This window comes from Vibrio sp. 2130-1, from assembly GCF_033339515.1.
On the sequence record NZ_JAWOUT010000012.1, the window covers coordinates 140,571 to 162,758 of the forward strand.

The 22,188-nt window shown below is 44.1% G+C and carries 14 protein-coding genes; 5 read left to right on the top strand and 9 right to left on the bottom strand.

The annotated features are described in order from the left end of the window. Positions 1-57: 57 nt before the first annotated feature. From R7Q09_RS17895 to R7Q09_RS17920, 6 genes are read right to left on the bottom strand one after another with little or no spacing between them, the layout of a single operon-like run. Positions 58-3,822 (bottom strand): cellulose synthase subunit BcsC-related outer membrane protein, encoded by a 3,765-nt coding sequence (locus R7Q09_RS17895; protein WP_239945333.1) that lies wholly within the window; start codon positions 3,820-3,822, stop codon positions 58-60. Beyond that, complete coding sequence (gene bcsZ / locus R7Q09_RS17900) at positions 3,813-4,919, bottom strand: cellulose synthase complex periplasmic endoglucanase BcsZ (RefSeq protein ID WP_120458615.1); 1,107 nt, start codon at positions 4,917-4,919, stop codon at positions 3,813-3,815. Before bcsZ ends, R7Q09_RS17895 begins: the two co-directional genes overlap by 10 nt. After that, positions 4,919-7,204, bottom strand: coding sequence for a cellulose biosynthesis cyclic di-GMP-binding regulatory protein BcsB (gene bcsB, locus R7Q09_RS17905; RefSeq protein ID WP_120458614.1), 2,286 nt, complete (start codon positions 7,202-7,204; stop codon positions 4,919-4,921). Before bcsB ends, bcsZ begins: the two co-directional genes overlap by 1 nt. Next, complete coding sequence (gene bcsA / locus R7Q09_RS17910) at positions 7,194-9,827, bottom strand: UDP-forming cellulose synthase catalytic subunit (protein ID WP_213903613.1); 2,634 nt, start codon at positions 9,825-9,827, stop codon at positions 7,194-7,196. Before bcsA ends, bcsB begins: the two co-directional genes overlap by 11 nt. Before the next feature lie 3 nt (positions 9,828-9,830). Beyond that, positions 9,831-10,610 carry a cellulose biosynthesis protein BcsQ gene (gene bcsQ, locus R7Q09_RS17915; RefSeq protein WP_213903614.1) on the bottom strand — a complete coding sequence of 260 codons (780 nt, stop codon included), beginning with the start codon at positions 10,608-10,610 and terminating at the stop codon, positions 9,831-9,833. After that, positions 10,607-10,804, bottom strand: a complete 198-nt coding sequence (locus R7Q09_RS17920) for a hypothetical protein (RefSeq protein ID WP_031781222.1) — start codon at positions 10,802-10,804, stop codon at positions 10,607-10,609. The genes bcsQ and R7Q09_RS17920 overlap by 4 nt, the downstream gene beginning before the upstream one ends. A gap of 480 nt (positions 10,805-11,284) precedes the next feature. On the opposite strand from R7Q09_RS17920, the gene bcsE reads away from it, so the two are divergent. The 5 genes from bcsE (at position 11,285) to R7Q09_RS17945 (ending at position 16,202) form a co-directional block, all read left to right on the top strand. Further along, positions 11,285-12,868, top strand: coding sequence for a cellulose biosynthesis protein BcsE (bcsE, locus tag R7Q09_RS17925; RefSeq protein WP_213893630.1), 1,584 nt, complete (start codon positions 11,285-11,287; stop codon positions 12,866-12,868). Further along, a complete protein-coding gene (locus R7Q09_RS17930; RefSeq protein ID WP_191116321.1) occupies positions 12,865-13,041 on the top strand; it encodes a hypothetical protein in 177 nt (58 codons plus the stop codon). Before bcsE ends, R7Q09_RS17930 begins: the two co-directional genes overlap by 4 nt. After that, positions 13,041-14,666: a cellulose biosynthesis protein BcsG gene (gene bcsG, locus R7Q09_RS17935; protein WP_213903615.1), complete on the top strand. Its 1,626-nt coding sequence runs from the start codon at positions 13,041-13,043 to the stop codon at positions 14,664-14,666. Before R7Q09_RS17930 ends, bcsG begins: the two co-directional genes overlap by 1 nt. A gap of 153 nt (positions 14,667-14,819) precedes the next feature. Further along, a complete protein-coding gene (locus R7Q09_RS17940) occupies positions 14,820-15,737 on the top strand; it encodes an SPFH domain-containing protein (protein WP_005382060.1) in 918 nt (305 codons plus the stop codon). 3 nt (positions 15,738-15,740) lie between these two features. Next, positions 15,741-16,202 carry an NfeD family protein gene (locus tag R7Q09_RS17945; RefSeq protein ID WP_005382058.1) on the top strand — a complete coding sequence of 154 codons (462 nt, stop codon included), beginning with the start codon at positions 15,741-15,743 and terminating at the stop codon, positions 16,200-16,202. A gap of 840 nt (positions 16,203-17,042) precedes the next feature. Here R7Q09_RS17945 and R7Q09_RS17950 read toward each other — a convergent pair. From R7Q09_RS17950 to zipA, 3 genes are all read right to left on the bottom strand, one after another. After that, a complete protein-coding gene (locus R7Q09_RS17950) occupies positions 17,043-18,452 on the bottom strand; it encodes a hypothetical protein (protein WP_005382055.1) in 1,410 nt (469 codons plus the stop codon). Positions 18,453-18,962: 510 nt separating this feature from the next. Further along, entirely contained in the window at positions 18,963-20,975 is a 2,013-nt protein-coding gene (gene ligA / locus R7Q09_RS17955; RefSeq protein WP_213912460.1) for an NAD-dependent DNA ligase LigA, read from the bottom strand. A 90-nt stretch (positions 20,976-21,065) separates the two neighbouring features. Further along, complete coding sequence (gene zipA / locus R7Q09_RS17960; protein ID WP_042523140.1) at positions 21,066-22,022, bottom strand: cell division protein ZipA; 957 nt, start codon at positions 22,020-22,022, stop codon at positions 21,066-21,068. Positions 22,023-22,188: the final 166 nt, after the last annotated feature.

The following is a 22,188-nucleotide window of genomic DNA, read 5'->3' on the forward strand; positions in this document are numbered from 1 at the left end:
TCGCATTCTTCTAGGAAGAAGACAACAAAGGCCGGGATTTCCGGCCTTTGTTTTTTGTTAGAAGTCGCTATACAACGTTGGTGCTACTGGCGGATACTCTATTGGTTGCCAACGATCATTAAAGGTGTACTTGGCATAAAGCATGAAATGGTTTGGTGTATAAAACTCAGAACGTTGTACATCGACTAACGCACCAAGATACCAACGTTTGCTGACTCGCTTTTCCACCGCCGCTTGCAACGACGTACCAAAACCACCACCTTTGTCTGACTCCGCTACTGTCGATAAGTATGGCGCGTCTTCCTTAGTCCAAGAGTTAGAGACGGATGCACTCAATTGATATGACCAAGAACTGTTGTATCGGCCATAAAAGTTGATAGGTAAAGACACCGAGAAGTAACTTTGCGGACTGTAGTAGCCACCGTGACCTAGCGTGTACTCACCCAGATTTTTGTCGTAATCAAGGTACATTAAGTTCGTACCTATACTTAAACGCTGGTCATCCGTTGCAATTAACTTGTAGTACGCTCCACCTAGCACGCCTAAACGAGTGTTGTCCTCAACCTTTTCACCAGTCAAAACATGATACTGCAAGCTACTCCAAAAACCGTAAGGGCCACCAATGTCCCAGCTTGAGCTCAACTTCACACCTGTACGAGCAACTCCGCCCCATTTAGTCCCTTGAGGGTCAGTCGTGCCGCTAGGGACAGACATTCCAGCATAAGAAAGCGCGCTACTGGTCTCTGGGCGACGCGAAGCTTCTGCCGTCCAACCGAACTCACCCAGGTCCCCATTGATGCGCACACCACCAACCCATGTGGTATGGTCGAAACCAATTGGTGTCGTGCCGATATCGACCAACCAATCTTCAGCCTGCCAGCCCACTCCAAATGCCATACCTGATGCGTCATTTTGGAACGAAGTGCTGTCAGAATCGGTGGTTTTTTCATAATAGTCCAACTGACCTGAATCGATAGAAACATAATCGGCTTTTAGCAACAGGTGCCCATCCCAGCTCTCTATCGGGATTCGGGCTTCTATGGGCACTTGATTCGAAGTATTACGGCCATCTCGTGCACTGTAATCCCAGCCAATCATGACATGCCCATCACTCCGATCATGCAGTTTATCGATGTCCGATTTGACGTTACGAGTCAACCAGTAGTCGTCAGCAGTATCATATAGCTCGCGTAAGCTTAGGGGTTCTTTTTTCGCCTCTTCAGTTTCACGATTTTTATCCATTCGGTCACGATTTAAGGCTTGATAGGCGCGTGTTTCAGCTAACGCCCACTGTTGATTTTCCATTGCTATAGACATGCTATTGCGAAATGCTAATGCGTCAGCATCAGGCATCGCATCCAACAACTGATTTAGCGCATTAGCGTCATTTCGATAGCCTTGTTGATTAAACACCGCGGCCACTGTCATCAACTGTGCCGCAGTTAAGCTATCGCGCTTTTTATTCAAAATGAGGTGCATGTCGTGATACGTCGCTTCATATCCAGTCAAAGCACTAGCTTGCAACATGCCAATTTCTGCTTGAGTTTTAAATGGCTCAGGCTTTAAAGAAACTTGTTCATACAAATCCAACGCAAGCTTAGGCTGTTGATTAACCAGCATCAGATCCGCTTGACTCAACAGTCGACGGGTTTTGAGTTCATCAAGCTGTAATGCTTCCGAAGCACTTAAATCTTGTGTTGCGGAATTTAATGCTAAGCTCGCATACCAACTATCAAAATCTTCAAAGTGATTCAAGCTTACCATCATGCTGCCGTAAGCCAGTTTGTCATCGGTTGACCAATCTTCTGCAAACGAAATGCTTTGGAAAATCCTCTCAGCTTCCTTAACTTCATCAATGTCTAACCACGCACTCACTAGACGAGCGAGCGGTTGAATTTGACCTTGATAATCCGACTCTAGCGCACGTAATGTCGCCGTTACTGATTCAGGAGAAGCTAAGTAACGCGTTCGAATCTCTCTCAACTGAGCATCAAGCTTCAAGCGAGTTAAATTGCGCTGCATTGCGTCTGTCATGTCATGTTGTGCGATGCTCTCTAGCTCAGCGATGGCCTCATTCACTTTGAAGTCCTGCGCGAGATAAAGCGCGTAAGCAAATTTCATTTCAGGGTCATTACTAGATGTAGCCCAATCGGACATCAGCGTATCCGCGCGTACTTTGTCGCCCATTGAATGAACCACGTCAGCAATATCAAGCCTTAACCATGGGGAGGTTGGCTGTAGCGCAATCAATTCCTCTACGGACGCTTTCATCGTTGCCTGATCATTTTGAGCGATTGCGATCCGCAGACGAGTCAAAATAACTTCCGACTTGATGCTCGCTATTTTTTCAGCGACCACTTTCTGCTGTGGGGCTGAGTAACTGCGCGCGAGTGCTTCCGCGCCAGACCAATCTTGCTGCTGAATACGAACATCTAAGCGACCACGCAATGCAGAGCTATTGCTGCTATCCAGTTGCAAAGCTTGTTTGAAAACCTTCTCTGCCGCGGCATAATTTTCTTGTACCAGATACAAAGAGCCTAATGATGAATAAGCATAAGGTTGGGATTTATCTACTTGAATCGCTTTTTGATAAGCGCTTTCTGCTTGCTTAAACTGGCCTTTTTCGACCAAGGCATCACCTTGATCAAGATACGCCCAATATTGAGAAGTCTCGATTAGCGCTGCCCATTTTGAGGCCGAGTCAGGATTATGATCTAAGTGCTGAGCCTGTTTAAAGTATCCGAGCGCTTTTTGTTGCTGCCCTCTACGTAGATAAACCTTACCCATAGCACCAAGCAATTCAGGATCTTGCGGACGAGTCGTCAACGCATAACGCAGCTGAGCTTCTGCTTGGTCGGTTTTATCTTCCTCGAGCAACGCTAACCCTTTGAGCTTGGCGAGATAAGTGGGGTCTTTGCGTAGTTCCTTTTCCTTTTTCCAGCGATCTTTCGCGCTTTGATTCGCTCTTTGTATCTCCATGTCAGACGGGTAGTAGCTAGCTAAGATGGCATATTGCTGAACAACTTGATCTGAAATAGGCAATTGATCCAATGCACGCAACCACGACGTTGCCGCATTTGTTCCAACCGAAGGAGCAAGCGCTAACTTTTTATAGGTATCGAGAATCCATGGATCGGCAGGATTATCTTTGCGAATGTGGTTGGCTAACGCGAGTTGAAAAGACGGAACACTAGGATAATTTGCATTTAAACGTTCCAGTCCCTGTTTTACCGAGATCCAACTGCCTGGCAAATTACTTTGCAACTGTAGGAATTCCAGTTGTAACGCTGGTGATGGCATTCCATTTGGGAAAAGGGCTTTGTAAGCTTGAATCGCTTCATCGTAACGACCAGATTTTGCAAGCAACTGAGCGCGCTGATAATCCGCTCTTTTCTCTCCCTGAATAGCCATAATCGATGACAAGTTTTTCGCTTGAGTCGAATGAGGCGCCTGTCTGATTAAGCGCTCAAATACCAGTTTTGCTAATTCTGGCTGCTTACGTTTCAGATACATATTCGCTTGATAGAAAAGCCCCGTTGGATTGCTTTCTTCAATCGCGAACAGCCTCTCCAGAGTACTCTCGACAATATCATCTCGGCCAATCGCATCCGCCAGTTTTAGCTGCTCAACCAACCACTCAACCGAGTCAACTCGTGCTAATGATGTGGAAAATTGAACCAGCTCGATAGGCTTGTAGACCTGTGCGAGCTGCGACTTTGTCAGAGGTGTTGAGCTAAAGCTTTCTGCATGCACAGTGCCGACGCCACCAGCCGCCAAAGCAACCAGTGGAATCCACCATAACACGCGTCCTGTTACTGACATCTCTCGCTCCATACAGGAAGCAATTCACCTTGCACACCAAAACGGTAACGTTCTTCATGCCAACCAAGTCCAAATAGACTTAATACGTTGTCGTAATAATGATCGTTTTTGTCCACCACAAGTTCATTTTGAGCACGACGAAACTGCGTCTCCAACAGCGTAGATTCACCAGAAGCCGCGAGTAACGGAAGAGCCGCAGCAGAAAAACCTGCGCTTCCTGCTTGGGTATATTTACCCGTTTCAGTATTTACTTCTCTCGCTGGCGCACCAAGGGCTTTGGTTGCCGCGACAAACGGCTGCATTTTTTGTACTAATACTGCTTTTTCTGAAACTTGGTCATTTAGCATACCCGCCCAAAGATAAGTGCGGATGGCGTTGTAACTGCCCATCGGCCCTGTAACCACATCTGAGCTATAACGACCATTTCTCAATACTGCCCAGTCTGGGCTAAAGCCTGCTGGCATCGTTTTCTCTAGCATGTGAACACTTGCCTTATACATTGAGTCCCAGTTGTATTGCGGGTACAGCGACTGCATACGAGCAATCAGTTGTAACGGAACATAACTCGGATTCACACGGTACTGGCCGTCGGCATCAAAGCCCGTTGGAGCTGGCAACAATACCGTTCCAACTCCCGCTATGTTGACGGTTTCTTCACGTAAAATACGACTCGCGATCAGATGTCCAAGGGTCTGATAGTAGTAGTTATTCCATAACCTCCCCGCCTCAACAAGAGAGTAAGCTATCCACAAATCAGAATCTGACGCTGGGTTAGAATCCAACACTCCGAACTGACCATTTTCTTTTCTTCCCCACAACCAAGCAGGAAGCCTTGCCGTCAAGTCCCCACCAGCTAAATGTGATTGAGCCCATTTTAAAACCTGATCGAAGGTTTTAGGGTCATTGGCAACCAAGGCAAAAAACAATGCGTAAGATTGGCCTTCCGAGGTTGTAATCATACGCTCGTCACTGCCATCAACGACTCGGCCTTGCTCCATGTATACAGACTTAAATGTTTCCCATTGTGGCCACTCGCAGGTGTTAGCCCACAAGTAAGGAGACACGAACAACATAAGGAATGAGATGAGTTTTTTCATTATTCCTCTTCCTCAGTTTTTTCTAAACGTCTAGACGCGACTTGACGTAATACGCGCCAAAGCACAATGGTTACAATCACCACTAGCAAGGCGGCAAAGCACGCAACGATGACTGGGTGATTAGAGAAGTGATACCAAACGAGCTGCCACACAGGAAGCTTACCAACATAGTAGTGCGAACCCACGTTGTAGCTAGCTACTTCGTTATTTCTCAAAGTCACTACCGAGCCAAACATGTGCTCCACTTTACCGGAGTCAGCCAACGCGCGATCAACCGACGCAAAATCTGACGGGTGAGCCGCCATAATAGAAATGACGCTGCGTTTTTTCGTAAATGGCGATTCTGCACCATAAATAGCAGCAAAAGAGCCTTCTGCCTCAACAGAAACATAATCCGCGGCCACTTGACGAGCATCACTTGGACTCATCCAGTTCATTCCGAGCTGCTTTTCATTTTTGCTTGGCAGGCGAATTTGTCTCTGACCTTCTTTAACCACTAAGTTAACTTGGTCAGGGTTATTAGCGGCTTCTTCTAGTGCATCCACAACACCAATCGTCAGGATGTCTTTATTTTTTAGTTGCTCAGCATTCCATTTATCTGTCAAAAGCACCTGAATACCTGGGTACCCAGAATCACTTCCTAACGACCCCATGACGTTTAAGAAGGTCTGCAACACTTCTTTTGGTGCTCTCTCTGGAACAACAATCGCAGTTTCTGACAAATCGGCCATGCGCGTGTAAGGGAAGCCAGAAGTAGCAAAAGCGCGCATATTTGGCATTTCGATGTAGTGAGGGAAACCACTAAAATCCACCGTAGAGTCACCATCAATGACCGCGTATTGCTTACTTGGTTGCGTCACCTGACATTGCCCATCAGTCACCGACGCAAAGCCAAACTCAAACTCGATTTGGTTTTTACTGCCAACTTTAAAGGCCGGAATACGAACAAGCGCATCACCACTCAGAATACTGTCATCTAACAGAGGAACACGCACACGGTTAGACTCACCACCTTGGCCTTTTGTGGTTAAGTTAAACGCCTCAATGAACTGGTCATTGATGCTCAAAGTCAGGCGAGAACCAGAATGATCCGCAGCAGGTGGCGAATACCTATAGTTAAGATCCATCGGTATACCACGGCTCTGCCAAGTAAAGAGATCGGGTGGTAAGCGCAAACTCACATTGATTGGAGGAGGTGTTCGGCCTTCCACTTGCAACATGCTTTTTTGTTCGACTAGTTCAGATAATGCAACGGGACGAGCCGTACTCACCCAGTTTGGCGCATCGTACGGGACTCGTGGTTTGATTTGTTTGACTTCATTAATCTTTGCGATTGGCCCAGTAAGAAGTTGGTTTCCCAACGCCAAACCTTGCACTGCAACGTTAAGATCCTTACTGTCACGGCCTATCACTAGAAGAAGCTTCACGTACGGGTCAGTTGGGTGAGTGATGACTTGAAGACGAGGGCCATCCGTGTCTGGAAAATCTCTCAGAAACTCAGGTTTGTTGTCATTGGTAACAAAGACAATGGCGTTGCGCTTAGGTAACGTATCGACACTAAAAGGGAATTGAGCACCACGCCAACCTGCAAGAGCACCAAAGTAAGAGCTCAAGACACCGGCTGCTTTGACATCATCCAGATCGTATTTGCCACCCATAACGACGGGCAGATTTAACTGGCTAAAATCACGGACATCAAAAAACGGCGCTGGCAACAAGCTCAAGTCACTTTCCAGCATTGTCTTTTGGGCAAACATTTCAATTCGACTGCTTTGGCTGATCTCGGCCCAAATGCTCGAGTCATTTGGGTTAGCACAGTCTTTCTGAGTATTCCCAATCAACTCAAAGCGAATTTGGTTGTAGTTACTGAAGTAACGAGTATCCAGCGGCATCGATAAGCTCAATTTTTTACCTTGCTGACCATCGACGATTGACGCCACTCCCATAAGCTCGTTGTTCAAATACACTTTGACGTGAGAAACCAAAGAGAGCAACGCTGGTGAGGGTGTGATGTCAAAGTACAACGTTGCTTTAGACACCACCTCATCGAGTCGCGAACCGAAACCAATATAAGCACTGGCCTCACTACCTTGAATAGCAATTGAACCACTGTAACCCAATTGACTAAATGGAATGACACGCTTAAATACGGTCGAATTTTCAGCATCTTGCTGTGCCAAAGGCGTTGGTTGTTGCTGACTTACTTCTTGTGCCGCGAGACTGCCCGACATACACATGAGAGTGATAGCCGTCGTCAACGCTGTTAGTTTTTTATTATTTAGCATGACTTGAGGTCCTGATTGGGACATAACGAGGTCTTAGTGACCAAATAAATTCGATACAAAATAAAAGTGCATCCACACTGGCCTGAACAAATTTAGGGCAATGTTGCAACAAGCGTTTGTATCCATTAAAGCCGACTTGCAGTACAGCCTGCATACTCGAGAGAGGCTTATCTGATTGATAGCCTTGTTGCCATTTCGCCCACGTATCTGCACGTGCAAATGTACATTGGACGTATTGGATTTGTTGTTGATGAGACAATTCGTTGAGTTGTAAACCAAATATCCCCTTATGAGCATAGGCAACCGTCATCGGGAACACGAACTCTTGACCACCGCGATTGAGGATCACTTCTAAGGTTTGGCCAAGTAGGTACGCACAGGTTGGTTCATCGACTCCGTCTATTTCAATGCGCACGCCACCCAAAGAGAAATCCTTCATCTGCGCTTGAATCAAGTGTCCTGAGTGAAGCCTTACCGCGACAGGAATCGCCACCTCTACTCGGTGATCTTTTCGCACTTGTTTGGCTTCTACCGCAACGGCGACAGCAGCACCTAAAATCAACAAGTTGTACATCGTCCAAACGAGGTTCACGATAACCGTACCGATTTCGTCTTGAGGCCCCCACCCCATTCGGTAAATCCCTACAGCAAAGCCCAGAATGTTGAGTGCAACCAAAACCAAATATGGTCGAGAGATCACCCAATCGTAGTGAGACTTTTCAACCAAACCGCCTTTTGCCGTTACGTTGAATGTCCCTTTATGGGGCGCAAACAAAGCCACCGTTGTTGGCCTTGCGATATACCAAGCAAGCACGGTTTCGTATACCTCACCCCAAAACGAATAACGGTAGTCACCCTGCATACGAGAGTTGGTCATGCTGGCGTGAATCATGTGGGGTAATACGTACAAAATGATCGCCAGCGCTGGTGCATAAATCACGTAGGAATGCAGCAACAAATAAGCCAAGGGTGCGATCAGGAATACAATCCTCGGGATACCAGATAGAAAGTGCAGCATGGCATTGACGTAACAAAGCCGTTGAGAGAGCTTAAGCCCCTTTCCAGTCAATGGATTATCTACCCTAAATATCTGCGCCATCCCGCGAGCCCAACGAATGCGTTGCCCAACATGTGCAGACAATGTTTCTGTCGCCAAACCAGCAGAAATCGGCTGCTTAAGATATGCAGAACGATAGCCTAAACGGTGCATGCGCAGAGACGTGTGCGCATCTTCCGTCACGGTTTCGACTGCAATACCACCGACTTCCTCTAAAGGCTCTCGACGTAAAATAGCGCACGAGCCACAGAAGAAAGTCGCATCCCATAAGTCGTTACCATCTTGAATCAGGCCGTAAAACAAGTTGCCTTCGTTTGGCACGTTACGAAAGTTCGATAAGTTACGCTCAAAAGGATCCGGTGAGAAAAAATGGTGCGGCGTCTGAATAAGCGCCAACTTTGGATCTTTCAGGAACATCCCCATTGTGAGCTGAAAAAATGCTCGTGTAGGAATATGGTCACAGTCAAAAATCGCAACAAACTCACCGCTGGTCTGCTTCAACGCATAGTTAATGTTACCGGCTTTCGCATGTTCATTCGTTGGGCGGCGGATGTAGTTCACCCCTACACTTTTGGCGAAATCTCGGAAGCTATCACGCTTGCCGTCATCCAGAATGTGGATGTTAAGTTTGTCTTTCGGCCAATCGACACCTAACGAGGCATAAACCGTCGCTTTCACAACATCGAGCTCTTCGTTGTAAGTAGGGATCATCAAGTCAATGGTTGGCCAAGTTGACTGGTCCGGTGGCATCGATACTGGTTTGCGATTCAATGGCCAGATATTTTGGAAATAGCCAAGCATCAGCACAATCCAAGAATACGTCTCAGCTAGAAGTAAAACGCCCCCTAGAAACAAAGCAACAGGATCGTCCCAGTTCAGGGTAGACGAATAGCGCCACCACAAGTATCGACATGAGGCCGTAACCGACAAGATGATCAAAAGCATGGTAGGAAAACGACCCGGCATGCGACGGACCATCATCGCTAATGCCCAGAGTAACAGCACAAAGACAGTCTGAGCCTGATAACCAAATGGCACCGTAAAACAAAGCAAAGCGATTAACACCACGAAAAACAGCAAGGTGTAGTTCAACGCCATCGCTGACTTACTTGCTTTAATACGCTCTCGAACTTGCGGATCTTTGATGTTGTTCGCTGTCTGTTCTAACCAGCGGACGCCTTTTGCAACCAATTCAAATGGCAAGTAGAACGCATTGCGAATTTGCTCGGCTAAAGTCATCGCTAAGCTGCTGGTTTTTTTGGACCATGCTGTATTTACGTTTTGCTTGAAGCAAAGCAACCACACGCTTTGGATAATAAAACGTACAGGATCAAACCATCTTGGCGCAGCAAAATTAACGTTTGGATAGTAAACCAAAGGCAGTTTCCATGAGGGAACACCCGAAATAACTGGCTTTAAAAATACAAAACTCAATGAAAACCAAAAAGACAAAGCACACTCACCAACCCAGTTTGTTTTGCAATTCCAGGCTTGCTCGTAAGCGTTCTTCTGCAGTCTGAATTGGTCCACTACCCAACGTTGGAAAATCAGATTAAGACTTCGCATAAATTAGCTTTGGTCCTGAGCGCTTGATAACGCTGATACACACCAAAAAGCAAAAGACTGAAAATCTTTTGCGGCTTGGCTCGATGGCGAATAGTGTTGAACGGTCGTCAGGTTTGCCACACATTCAAGCAATGCCGTATCTCGATGAATCGAAACAGGAATCAAGGATTCGCTAAGTTCCTTTTTCAGCACCAACATGAAATCACGACCAATTTCGGTTTCTGGCTGATACTTATTCACCAAAAAACGTAATTTGTCAGAGCGAAGCAATCTCGATAGCTCTTCATGTTGTAGCCAAGATTGAAGAGTGAGATAACTCAGGGCGTCTGTCGTTACCACCACCACAATCATATCCATTGAGTCGACAAAAGATCGCACTTCAGGATCAGTAAGCTCTGCTAAGTCGGCGTGAAAAAGCAGCCACTGCTCACCACGGTTTTCGCTCACTTGCAACGTCATTTCACCTAGCATTGACAGGTAGTGAGAACGCTCGTTAAAAAACGCTTTTAACTGCTCAGAATTCAGATGGCCAAACGGTAAAAAAAGTGCACCTTGTGGGCTTTCATAACCAGCCTGGGTCCAAGGTTTATCTGAAAGAAGTTGTTTCGCCCAGCCATCTTTCTCTTCCTGCGGCAAGCCAAGATGAGTTTGCAGTAAACTGTTAGACACCACCTCAATGGCCAGTACCTGTTTGTTTATCTTAACTAATGCTTGTGCCAAGTTCGCAGCGACGGTCGTTGAGCCACAACCACCTTTTAAACTAACAAAAAGAAGGCGTTTCATATCGCTTCAGTCTCTAAACCTGTCTGCTTAATACGCACTTGAAACAGAGCATTACGAGCACCGTTGGCTTGAAAGACCAACCACTTATTTTTAGCTTGCACGTAAGACTCGTTTTCTGTTGTTTCAATATACTTATGTTGAGTTAAGTTATAAGAAGAGTAGATCGAATTAATATCTTTTGCAGACTCAGTCACAACATTTTTTTCACAATATAACGGGGTTTAAACTGCGGTAATGGCAATCCCGCCAATTACTCTTTGCAGTATAAATTCCATTGTTAAAAAATTGACGCATCGAACTATGCGTCTCATATTTACAGAATGCTAATGAATGTGAACAGGGCTGTTTATTAGTTCACATAATTAATAAATCCCTAAATGATGTTTGACTTCAGAAACAGGGGTTATGAAGGTGAATTGTAATTATCCATTTACGACATATAAGTGAAATAAATAATTTACAGCAAAATCATAGGCTTGAAAATTATTGAATTTAAACTTATAAACATCATATGAAGCAATGCTATAACTATTTTAATTTTTGATCAATTTCGTTTAATATCTTGGCGTCATTTTCTTGTCGCCAAGAAAAGTTAACATTGTAACGATTAGCATACAGCGGATTGTAAGCCACAACGCACAATGACAGTAAACTATTGAATATAAGGCCTTTTGATGTCAGCAATCTCCGGGTTATCCGCTATTACTTCTGAAAAAGAGATAAGTTCTGTTTATGTAAACTTGTTTACACATAAGCAAATGGTCATTGATTATTTGTTCAGTACGCTACCAGAAAATAACAACACTTCACTTACAAGCTTTACAGACAAGGAAACTTTTTTGTCTGCATTGAATGATGAAGCCTTATGCAAATTCAATGAGTTATCCACACTCCATATTGAACAGTGTTTCTTTCTTAGCAACAAATTCACAAATAAAGCGCCGAACGCTATAAATCTTGTGAAAGACATTCGCCAAACAAATATAAAGAAACTCTCCACATATATATTAGTAGTTCCAGATTCACTACTATCATCAAGTGATGATTATTTTGTAAGTATTTTCCTACGAAACTTAAATGAACTAGCAAATAATAAAAAACTCACTATTAGTGTTTGTATATATGGGCATCTGACGACTTCACTATTAAAGCCCATTCTTATTTCTCATAATAGATACATCGCCGGTTTGGCGACCATGACATCATTAGATGATGCTCGCTACTGCTATCTTGTGGATTTTTGGTCCAATAAACACGGTGTAATTTCCCAAGACGAATACCTTCTCTCTAACACTAAAGATAAGAAGCTAAAAGCAACGTCTTACGAAACGCATCAGCCTCGTGCCATACAGGAAGACAAATCGGATAGTGATAGAATATATATCAGCAGAGGAGCCTTCAGAGAAAGCGAGAAAGCCCCAAAAGGGATGAGTATGGCTGAGAGTAATCAAGAGCTCATAGCGATGTTAAACAACCCTCGCTCTTCAACTATTGTTTTCAGCTGTGATAACCAAAGCGAAGTTCAACAGATCGCGTTAGATTGCTACCGTTTAAGGTCCGCGTATGGCCGTCAGCTAAAGATTATTGTCAGGGAGACCCAACAATGTCTGAGATATGCAGATGAAAAGTTCTTACTTCGCTCGGGGGCAAACTTCATTTCTCACGCGCAAATCCCCCCAATGCGCTTTATGACTCAGGTTGAAGCAATTCAAGGCCAGATGCTTACGCGTCCAATTCCTGACAGTTTAGAGGCGCTCTTAAAGTATGACCTTAAGTTTGGTAGCAAAGGCTACTTACAAAACCAGGACTTTAGCCAATACTGTATTGACGTCATTTCCCACTCAACACACTCAAATGTGAACTTTGCGCTTATCAAGCTGAACTTATTACCAGGCATGACGGCAGAGGAATGTTTACGTCTTTGCCATATTCGAAGAGATGGCGACGTCGTGACAGCCTGCAACAAAGCTCTATATGTCTTGTTCAGTGCTATTCGACATAGCGATATTGACATTGCACTCAACAATATATTTGAGTTCCCAGTGAGAGACTTATTTCACTCGACTCACACGTTTGATACTCAATTAGATATCGAAACAGAGTTAAAATTCATCGTTCAAGATGAAGCCGTCATATCCGACGACGTTTCAGCTCTGGCGACAGAGAGGAAAATATTCCATAACGCCATTAATTCTATGGTTGATGTTCCTCCTTTGTTTGCTGTGAAAAAAACCATTGAGCTCAAGGAACGTTCATGAATATTAACGATTTTTTACTGACCGTGAGTATCAGTTCAGGTATTGGCCTACTCCTAGGGTACTTTCTACGTGACCTAGTAAACGCTACCCGACGCTTTTACCACAAACACTTAAAACGCTCGCGCTATTTTGAGCTAGATACATCAGCCACTAACACCAAGAAGCTTAAGTAATGACATCGCATTCTCATGACTCTACCCCCCTCACTATAGGATTGGGCTGGTGGAACATTTACTTTATCGCAAAAACAGCGCTCTATTTTCAAGGAATCATCGATTTCCATCCAATGGAAAACTTTGCGCTGTTGATCTTCATCCTGCTTCCTATCTCGATGAAAAGCCTAAATGCGGTGCGCCATATCGTTTCATTTGTCGCCGCAGCGTGGCTCTTGCATTACGATTCTTACCTACCTCCTCTAAACCGTCTTTGGGCTCAAGCGGGACAGTTAATGCAGTTTGAATTGAGTTATCTGGTCGAGCTTTTGGGACGATTTTTATCATTCCAAGCAATACTCGGATTGCTCGCTTTGTGTGGTGCGTACTTTATTTTGAGCAAGTTTGTTAGGGTTTCAGTCTTTGTGGTTATTGCGATGGTCTATATAAGTATTCCTATGACGACTGAACCTCAGACAACAGTGGCTGCAGAAGTAACTCAACAACAGCCACCAACCGAGGTTACTACTAGCAAACAACCTCAAATAACGGAAATTAATGATGCCAGTCTCAACACGTTAACTGCAGATTTCTTTTCTAAAGAAGCTTCCCGACATGTAACATTCGATACCAACAGCGCAATGGATGCTCCTTTTGATTTGCTGTTCTTGAGTATTTGTTCGGTCGCGTGGGATGACATCGAAATTGCAGGACTGGCTGATCATCCTCTGTTCAAAGAGTTTGACATCATGTTCGACAATTTTAGCTCCGCTACGTCATACAGTGGGCCTGCTGTCATTCGTCTGCTACGAGCCAATTGTGGTCAACAAGAACACAGTCAACTGTTCCAGCCAGCACCATCAAAGCAGTGCTACTTGTTCGAAAGTTTGAAAGAACTAGGCTTCACAGAAAATTTACTGATGAACCACAATGGTGTCTTTGATAGCTTCCTTGAGTTGATCAAAAAAGACGGCGACTTACAAGGGGCTCTTATGTCTCAAGAAGGCTTAACTCCTTACCAAAAATCTTTTGATGGCTCTTCGATCTTCCGCGATAAGCAAGTATTGGATAACTGGTGGCAGCAAAGACTTAACAGCAGTGACGACAAAGTCGTGGCACTCTACAACTCAATTTCACTACATGATGGCAACAGGATCATCAATGCGAACTCAAGCACATCTATTGCTAGCTACAAAATGCGCCTTAAGAATTTGCTTGATGACCTCCACGCGTTCTTTAAAACCTTAGAGTCCTCAAAACACAACATCGTTGTCGCTTTGGTACCAGAACATGGTGGTGGTATGCGAGGAGACCGCATGCAAATTTCAGGTATGCGAGAAATTCCTGCACCGACAATCATTCATACACCGGTAGGAATTAAAATCTTCGGAGAAGGAATTCAGCGTCAGGGCGACACCGAACACGTAAGCGAGCCATCTAGCTATCTGGCATTGTCGCAGCTCGTTTCGAATATCCTGGATAAAAACATTTATCAAAGTAAGACGTTTAGCCCTTCAATATTGACAGAGAACCTACCAGAAACACGAGTTGTCGCGCAGAACTCAGGCTCTACTGTGATTGAAGTACAAGGGAAGTATTATGTTTCTCTTGATGGTTCAAGTTGGATTGAATACCCCGCGAAATAGCGAGAGTAAAACCATGCAATGACAAAGGCCGGTGTTTCCGGCCTTTGTCATATAAAAAACCAATAACCTCTCAAAGGTCTCAGAACTTCAATTGTCTATTGTCTATAAATAGGTAAAAATGGATCGAACATTATGCACTTAAGGGAATAACTCATGCCAATTGATTCACTGATCACCATCGGTATTTTCGTCGTTCTTGCTGTCGTTATCTTATCTTCAGCCATTAAAACGGTTCCGCAAGGAAACAACTGGACAGTTGAACGCTTCGGACGCTACACCCACACATTAAAGCCGGGTTTAAACTTGATCATTCCATTCGTTGATAAAGTTGGTCAAAAAGTAAACATGATGGAGCGCGTTCTCGATATTCCTGCGCAAGAGGTCATTTCAAAAGATAACGCTAACGTGGTTATTGACGCTGTCGGATTTGTTCAAGTGATCGATGCTGCAAAAGCGGCTTATGAAGTCAACGACTTAGAACACGCTATTAGAAACTTGACCCTTACGAACATTCGTACCGTTTTAGGTTCAATGGAACTGGACGAAATGCTGAGCCAACGCGACATGATCAACTCTAAGCTGTTGGCGATTGTTGACCAAGCAACAAACCCTTGGGGCGTAAAAGTCACACGAATTGAGATTAAAGATGTCCAGCCACCAGCCGATCTGACCGCTGCAATGAATGCGCAAATGAAAGCCGAGCGTAATAAGCGTGCGGAAATTCTTGAAGCAGAAGGGGTTCGCCAAGCTGAGATATTAAAGGCCGAAGGTCATAAACAATCAGAGATATTAAAAGCTGAAGGCGAAAAGCAGTCTGCTATTCTCCATGCAGAAGCACGTGAGCGTGCCGCGCAAGCAGAAGCAAAAGCGACTTACATGGTTTCCGAAGCCATTGCAAAAGGTGACATGCAAGCCGTCAATTACTTCATTGCACAGGGTTATACCGAAGCGATCAAGAGCATTGGTCAAGCCGAAAATGGTAAAATCATTATGCTTCCATTAGAAGCAACCGGACTAATGGGCTCGGTTGCAGGGATAGCAGAGATGTTTAAACAACAAGATAAAGAATAATTTATGGACTTTTTTAGTTTGTTGGAAGGTATCTCTTTCTGGCATTGGCTAGCGTTTGGCTTTGCTCTTTTAGCAGTTGAGCTACTTGGTACCGCAGGGTATTTTCTCTGGCTCGGGATGTCTGCACTTATCGTTGGAGCAATCATGACCGTTTTGCCAATGAGCTGGCAATTGCAATGGCTTTGCTTTGCAAGCTTCAGCTTAATCACCACCTGGCTTTGGTGGCGACGACAATGGTCTAAAGACAAGCAAGAAGACCAAGAAAGAGATCTGAACCAAAAGTACAAGCAGTTAATTGGGCGTACTCTTATCCTTGAAGAAGACTTTTCCGTCGGACTCAATCGCATCAAGGTAGCCGATACCACATGGTCCGCACAATCGGATCAAGCACTTCCAGCCGGTACCCGCGTAAGAATCACCGATGTGGAAGGTATTATTTTAATCATTGAGCCTGATTCTAATTAATTTATGCCAAAGTAATGGGGCAAATCATGCTCCATTACTTTAATCTAAACAACTGCTTTCATTTCATTACCTTAATTAAAATCGAGAAAAAAATAAGTATTAGTAATATTATTAATACCCTACCTACCATTTCCTATTATTTAATTATTCAACACACGACAATCAATAAGATAGAAATATATCTAGGTAAATTATCGATCTAAATTTATTTTAAAAAATAAAACTTTATTGAATTATTTTTTGATCTTTTTATCCTCGGATACATACTTAACGCATAAGCATTTAAGTTGAGTGCTTTTTATTTGGTAAGTAAGAGGATGTACTATGAATAAGCTTCTCTTTTTAATGTTGTGCGGTATTTTTTCTTTTTCTTCCTTTGCCTACAACAACGGAAACGGCGGTACAACTAATTTGGGACCTATAGTCGAATGTAAGATGCCAAGTGGCGACGTCACGAATATTCCAAGTGAAATGTGTCGATTTAGAGGTGGGGAATGGGAATAGTAAAGAAGTAAGAGATTAGTTTGATATAAGAGCCCTCTTCAACCTTACCTTTCTGCGTAGTCACGGTTTATACAAGTACGTAGATATTTAAAGTTTATATTGAGGTGATGATTATGAGATTTTTATCTGGTCTATTAGTAATATCTTTTGCCATAATTCCGTTAACCACTCATGCTAATGGTGCATCCGGTGGTCGTACGTTAGGCCCAGAGATAAAGTGTGAGTTGCCAAACGGTAATGTACATATGTTGCCACCGTTATATTGCAAAATATACGACGGCCGAGAAGTGAAATAGAAAAGGAGCCTAGCGGCTCCTTTTATTATCTCATTAAGTATTAGTGGAAGCTGTAAGGGATAAGAACTTGTAGACGTAAGTCTGTTTCATCCGCATCGCCAGCACCTGCGTACTCATCACGTTCTAGGATTGTACCGTGTAAACGAATGGTAGAACCTTTAAGCGCGCCACTTTGTAGTGAGTAAGATACTGTTGCGTTAACTGCGTATTCGCTTTCGTAATCCCAGTCACCTGATGCTCCGCTTGCTGCAGAGTCAGCACCAGTACCGTAACCAAAGCCTAGGTAGTAGTTCCAGCCGTTACCTTGGTTGTAAGATAGACGGTTGTACCATGCTAGCTCACCCGCTTTGTTCCAGTCAGATAGCGCGTCCCACCACTGAGACCAAGTACCATTGTTCATACCATATGTATGAATAGTACGAGGAACGAAGTCCGCACGGTTATCTGTGTCTGTGTAGCGCAACTCAGACATCCAAGCTAGCTTGCCGAAAGATTGGTTCAAAGACAGACCAGTGTGGAAACCTAGACCATCGTATTTCACATCGTCATCAACACCGTAGAAATCAAATGCTAGAGTTGTACGATCGCTCACTGTGTACTTCAAATACGCTTTGTAAGATGTGTTATCAGTCTCGTTGTGGTAGCTAGTCACTTGACCTGCACCCCAGTCAACACCATTTGCATATTGAACGCCAGTAGCTTGACCCAAACCAAGTTGCATAAACAGGCTGTCAGTTAGGTTACCATTTAGACCTAGAGAGTGTAGGTAGCTCCATGACGTGTCAGACCAAAGCGCTGGTGCGTAATCATCTTCGTGAAGCAGCCAAGGTGCTGTAAATTGGTCTGCGCCAAAGTAGCTTAGGTTGAAATCACCAAGTTTAGCGTTCAGTTCGAAACCACGGTAAGTACCAGGTACAAAGCTCCAAACGTTACCGATTGTACCGTTACCACCAGCCTGTAACATACCGAAACGAGCATTAAAGTTTTCGTTTGCTTTGAATTTCAGCGCTGCTTTGTAAACTTTAAGCTGCTGACCATCACCTGCACCCCAGTCTAGGTTGTTACAAGTTGAGATTTCGTTACATAGGTAGCCTTCGTTTGAATTGTAAAGACTATCGTTGTAAAGATCGCCAGAGTAGTAAGCCGCAACATCTGCGCCCACCCAACCATCGTGGTAACCAGAAGTGAAGTCTAAAATTGCGTTGTAAGAAGAGTAGTTTAGACGACTCCAACGGTCACCATTTTCACCGCCGGGCTTACCTGTTGTACGAGTTCGTGAACGAGTATCAACTATGAATAATGCATTCAGACTTGAGTCTTGCATAAATTCGTTCACTTTCTCTACGTACTCGCCACCTGCTGCACTTTCAGTAGACGCTGTAGCTGGAGCGACAGCAACAACACCAAACATTGCTGCGGTTAACGCTGAAACCTTAAAAAATTTGTCCATGGAAAAACTCCTAAAAATGGATATAGCTGTATTTTTCTATCTCACCTTTAGTTGGCCGCCGAAGGAGAGAAGTAAATTCCTGATCAAACCTCATTATTTCTAATTTGGCTTTTTTTAGTTCCTGCATACACACCGTGTATCCACGTGATTAAGACTAACTTCGCAGCTAAAAACATCCAAATGGAACTTATTTTTTTTCTAAAAAAATATGAGCCACTCCAAAGTTCCATATAACTTATTGATCCAGATCTTATTTTTAACAACACCAACAAAACGCAATAAAATATCATTTAAAATCAAATATTTAGATTTAAATTAAAAGTATCAACTTGAAGTCACTCGCAGACTAAAAAAGCCAAAAAAACCAATAACCCAAGGTTCGATCTTGATCACTGAAAAGAACAAAGGCATCAATTACTCAATAAAAAAACACTTAATTATGAACAAGAAAAAGCCCCGCATGCTTACCATACGGGGCTTTTAGTTATTTTTTAGCTTTTTTGAGAAGACTTAATTCATCAGTTCGAGTAAGTCTTGTTCTGTTTTAATTTCGATACCCAGTTCTTGTGCCTTTGCGAGCTTCGAACCTGCATTTTCACCAGCAAACAAAATATCGGTTTTCTTAGAAACACTACCCGTCACTTTAGCCCCCAGTGCTTGGAGGGCTTCTTTGGCTTCTGTACGCCCCAATTGAGAAAGTGTTCCCGTTAATACTACTGTTTTACCTTCTAATGGTAATTCCCCCACCTGCTCAGTAGTATTAATCTCTGGCCAATTAATTCCTTGTTCAAGCAAATCTTTAACCACCGCTTGGTTCTGTTCTTCACTAAAGAAAGTCGTAATATGTTGAGCAACCACAGCACCGATGTCTTGCACTTCAATCAACTGCTCTTCGGTAGCATTTTGGATCGCTCCCAACGTTTTAAAGTGCATTGCTAAGTTTGCGGCGGTTGCCTCGCCAACTTCACGGATCCCCAGTGAATACAAAAACCGAGGTAACGTTGTCTCTTTGGATTTTTCTAACGCATTCACAATATTCTGCGCAGACTTTGGCCCCATGCGATCTAGTACGGTTAAAATCCCCGCTGATAACTTAAATAAGTCAGCAGGAGTTTTCACCATCTCACGGTCAACAAGCTGCTCGATCACTTTATCGCCTAAACCGTCAACGTCTAACGCTTTACGAGAAACAAAGTGCTTTAGCGCTTGTTTGCGTTGGGCTTGGCAAACTAAGCCCCCCATACAACGTGTTACCGCTTCTCCTTCGATCCGCTCAACATGCGAACCACAAACAGGACACTGAGTTGGGAAAACAATATCTCGAGCTGTTTCTGGTCGACGCTCTTTGATGACAGATACGACTTGGGGAATAACATCGCCAGCACGGCGGATCACAACATGATCACCAATCTTGACTTGCAGACGTTCTATCTCATCTGCGTTATGAAGCGTCGCATTACTTACCGTTACCCCGCCAACAAATACAGGCTCTAGTTTAGCAACAGGTGTAATAGCACCAGTGCGACCGACTTGGAACTCCACTTCATTCAGTGTCGTCATTTCTTCCTGAGCTGGGAATTTGTAGGCAATCGCCCAACGTGGAGCGCGAGCAACAAACCCCAGACGCTCTTGCACGGCAATATCGTCAATTTTAATAACGACACCATCGATCTCATAAGGGAGGGCATCACGACGCTGCAATATATCTTGGTAGTAAGCTTTTACATCCGCCAAGCTTTCAACTCGCTTAGTTTCCGGGCACATTGGCAGTCCCCAAGATTTGATTTGCAAAAAGCGTTCGTAATGACTTGCTGCCAATTCTGCGCCTTGCACCACGCCTACACTGTATGCATAGAAGCTAAGCGGACGAGAAGCCGTAATACGTGAATCCAATTGTCGTAAGCTACCTGCCGCAGCGTTACGTGGATTCACAAAGATTTTCTCGCCTTTCTTCCTTGCTAATTCATTGAGCTTTTCAAACCCAGCTTTCGGCATAAAGACTTCACCACGAACTTCAAGACGATTTGGCCAGTCATTACCCCTGAGTTTTAAAGGAATAGCTTTAATCGTACGCACATTCTCTGTGATGTTTTCACCCGTAGTACCATCGCCTCGAGTGGCCGCCTGAACTAACACGCCATTCTCATATAACAAACTTACGGCGAGTCCATCCAATTTAGGCTCACAACAGTATTCTTTCACACTCTGGCTGCCCACGCGCTCTTGTGCGCGCTTGTGGAAACTATCGAGTTCACTATCATCAAATGCGTTATCAAGCGAAAGCATCGGTACTTCATGTGTCACTTGGCTAAACGCAGAGAGAGGCTGTCCACCGACACGTTGGCTTGGCGAGTCTACGGTTATTAAGTCAGGGTTCTCAGCTTCAATATCCAGTAACTCTCGCATTAAACGGTCGTACTCGGCATCAGGGATCTCTGGGTTATCTTCCACGTAGTAACGCACAGCGTGGTAATGCAACGACTCTTTTAGTTCTTCTAGTCGCTGAAGTACTGATTCAGACATAGTAAAGCCCCGTGTATTTTCAATCGGTGAGGTTGGGAAATCCAAGAAAAAGGGCTCCATCCGGAGCCCTATTATTATTTGCTGTTAAGATTATGCGTTAGCGGCATTAAACTCAACTATTTGACGTCGATAAGATGCTAAACGATCTGGCGTCATTAAGTTGCGCTGGTCATCAAGTACGTTACCACCTAAATCATCAGCAATTTGCTGCGCAGTTCGGAGCATTAAGTTGAAGTTCTGTTCAGCCTCGCCATAACAAGGCAATGTCATGAAGAATGAAATACCCTTCGTTGTAAACTCAGCAGGATCAGCATGCTCAAACGTACCAGGGTGCATCATATTAGCGACGCTAAACAGCACTTTGCCGTTACCGGACAAGTCGACATGACGATGGAAAATATCCATCTCGCCATAAATTAGACCGTTTTGTTGCATACTTTCAAATAAAGCAGTACCAACAAATGGCTCTTCACCCGCACAGTGCACATTCAATACAATCACTTGCATTTCAGGTTCTGGCTTTGGCTCTTCCTTAGGCTCTGCAACGACAGGCTCACTAACCGTTTCGACTTGCTGTTCTTTCTCCGTAATATCAAACGCGGCGGGAATAACGTCTTCTTCCACAGCAGGCTGGAATGGCTCTTCAGCTACTGTTGCTTGAACAACAGGCTCAACGTCCTCTTCTTTATCTTTTTCTGCAACAAATGAAGGGATGTCATCCGGCTCCTGCTGCGTCTGTTTGACTTCAGATGGACCACCGAATAACGGGTCAGATTCAAACTTGTTGTCGAAAGAGCTCGCCATCCCAAAATCTGGTTCTTTGCGATCTTTGCGAATGATCTCAAAGTCATCTTCAGGAGCGGGAGCGAAGTCTCGTTCTTTCTCAACAAGATCATTTTTGTCTTCTTGGTCAACATCCAGCTTACCAAGTGGCTTGTTACCAAACTTTGCTTTGCCTTCTTTTTTACTGCTCCATAAACCATGAAACAGTAATGCCGCGATGGCTAATGCGCCAACAACAATGAGTACGAATCGCAATTCCTGCATTATTTACTCTCAATATACTTGTTTTTACTACTCGCAGTTCCTTGAGCAGCAACCCAAGTGCAATAAATCTGAATGATACGTTTACTTTACCAAAACTATATGTAGATTTAGAACAACTTAATGCAAGAAGTTCCGTTTTTTGTTGTGATTCTTGCCACGATTCCAC

Bases quoted from the DNA above. Each gene is read 5' to 3' on its own strand.
- bcsE (WP_213893630.1), top strand. From the start codon at position 11,285: ATGTCAGCAATCTCCGGGTTATCCGCTATTACTTCTGAAAAAGAGATA.
- bcsA (WP_213903613.1), bottom strand. From the start codon at position 9,827: ATGCGAAGTCTTAATCTGATTTTCCAACGTTGGGTAGTGGACCAATTC.
- bcsG (WP_213903615.1), top strand. From the start codon at position 13,041: ATGACATCGCATTCTCATGACTCTACCCCCCTCACTATAGGATTGGGC.
- R7Q09_RS17945 (WP_005382058.1), top strand. From the start codon at position 15,741: ATGGACTTTTTTAGTTTGTTGGAAGGTATCTCTTTCTGGCATTGGCTA.
- bcsZ (WP_120458615.1), bottom strand. From the start codon at position 4,919: ATGAAAAAACTCATCTCATTCCTTATGTTGTTCGTGTCTCCTTACTTG.
- R7Q09_RS17930 (WP_191116321.1), top strand. From the start codon at position 12,865: ATGAATATTAACGATTTTTTACTGACCGTGAGTATCAGTTCAGGTATT.
- R7Q09_RS17940 (WP_005382060.1), top strand. From the start codon at position 14,820: ATGCCAATTGATTCACTGATCACCATCGGTATTTTCGTCGTTCTTGCT.
- R7Q09_RS17895 (WP_239945333.1), bottom strand. From the start codon at position 3,822: ATGTCAGTAACAGGACGCGTGTTATGGTGGATTCCACTGGTTGCTTTG.
- bcsB (WP_120458614.1), bottom strand. From the start codon at position 7,204: ATGCTAAATAATAAAAAACTAACAGCGTTGACGACGGCTATCACTCTC.
- zipA (WP_042523140.1), bottom strand. From the start codon at position 22,022: ATGCAGGAATTGCGATTCGTACTCATTGTTGTTGGCGCATTAGCCATC.
- ligA (WP_213912460.1), bottom strand. From the start codon at position 20,975: ATGTCTGAATCAGTACTTCAGCGACTAGAAGAACTAAAAGAGTCGTTG.
- bcsQ (WP_213903614.1), bottom strand. From the start codon at position 10,610: ATGAAACGCCTTCTTTTTGTTAGTTTAAAAGGTGGTTGTGGCTCAACG.
- R7Q09_RS17950 (WP_005382055.1), bottom strand. From the start codon at position 18,452: ATGGACAAATTTTTTAAGGTTTCAGCGTTAACCGCAGCAATGTTTGGT.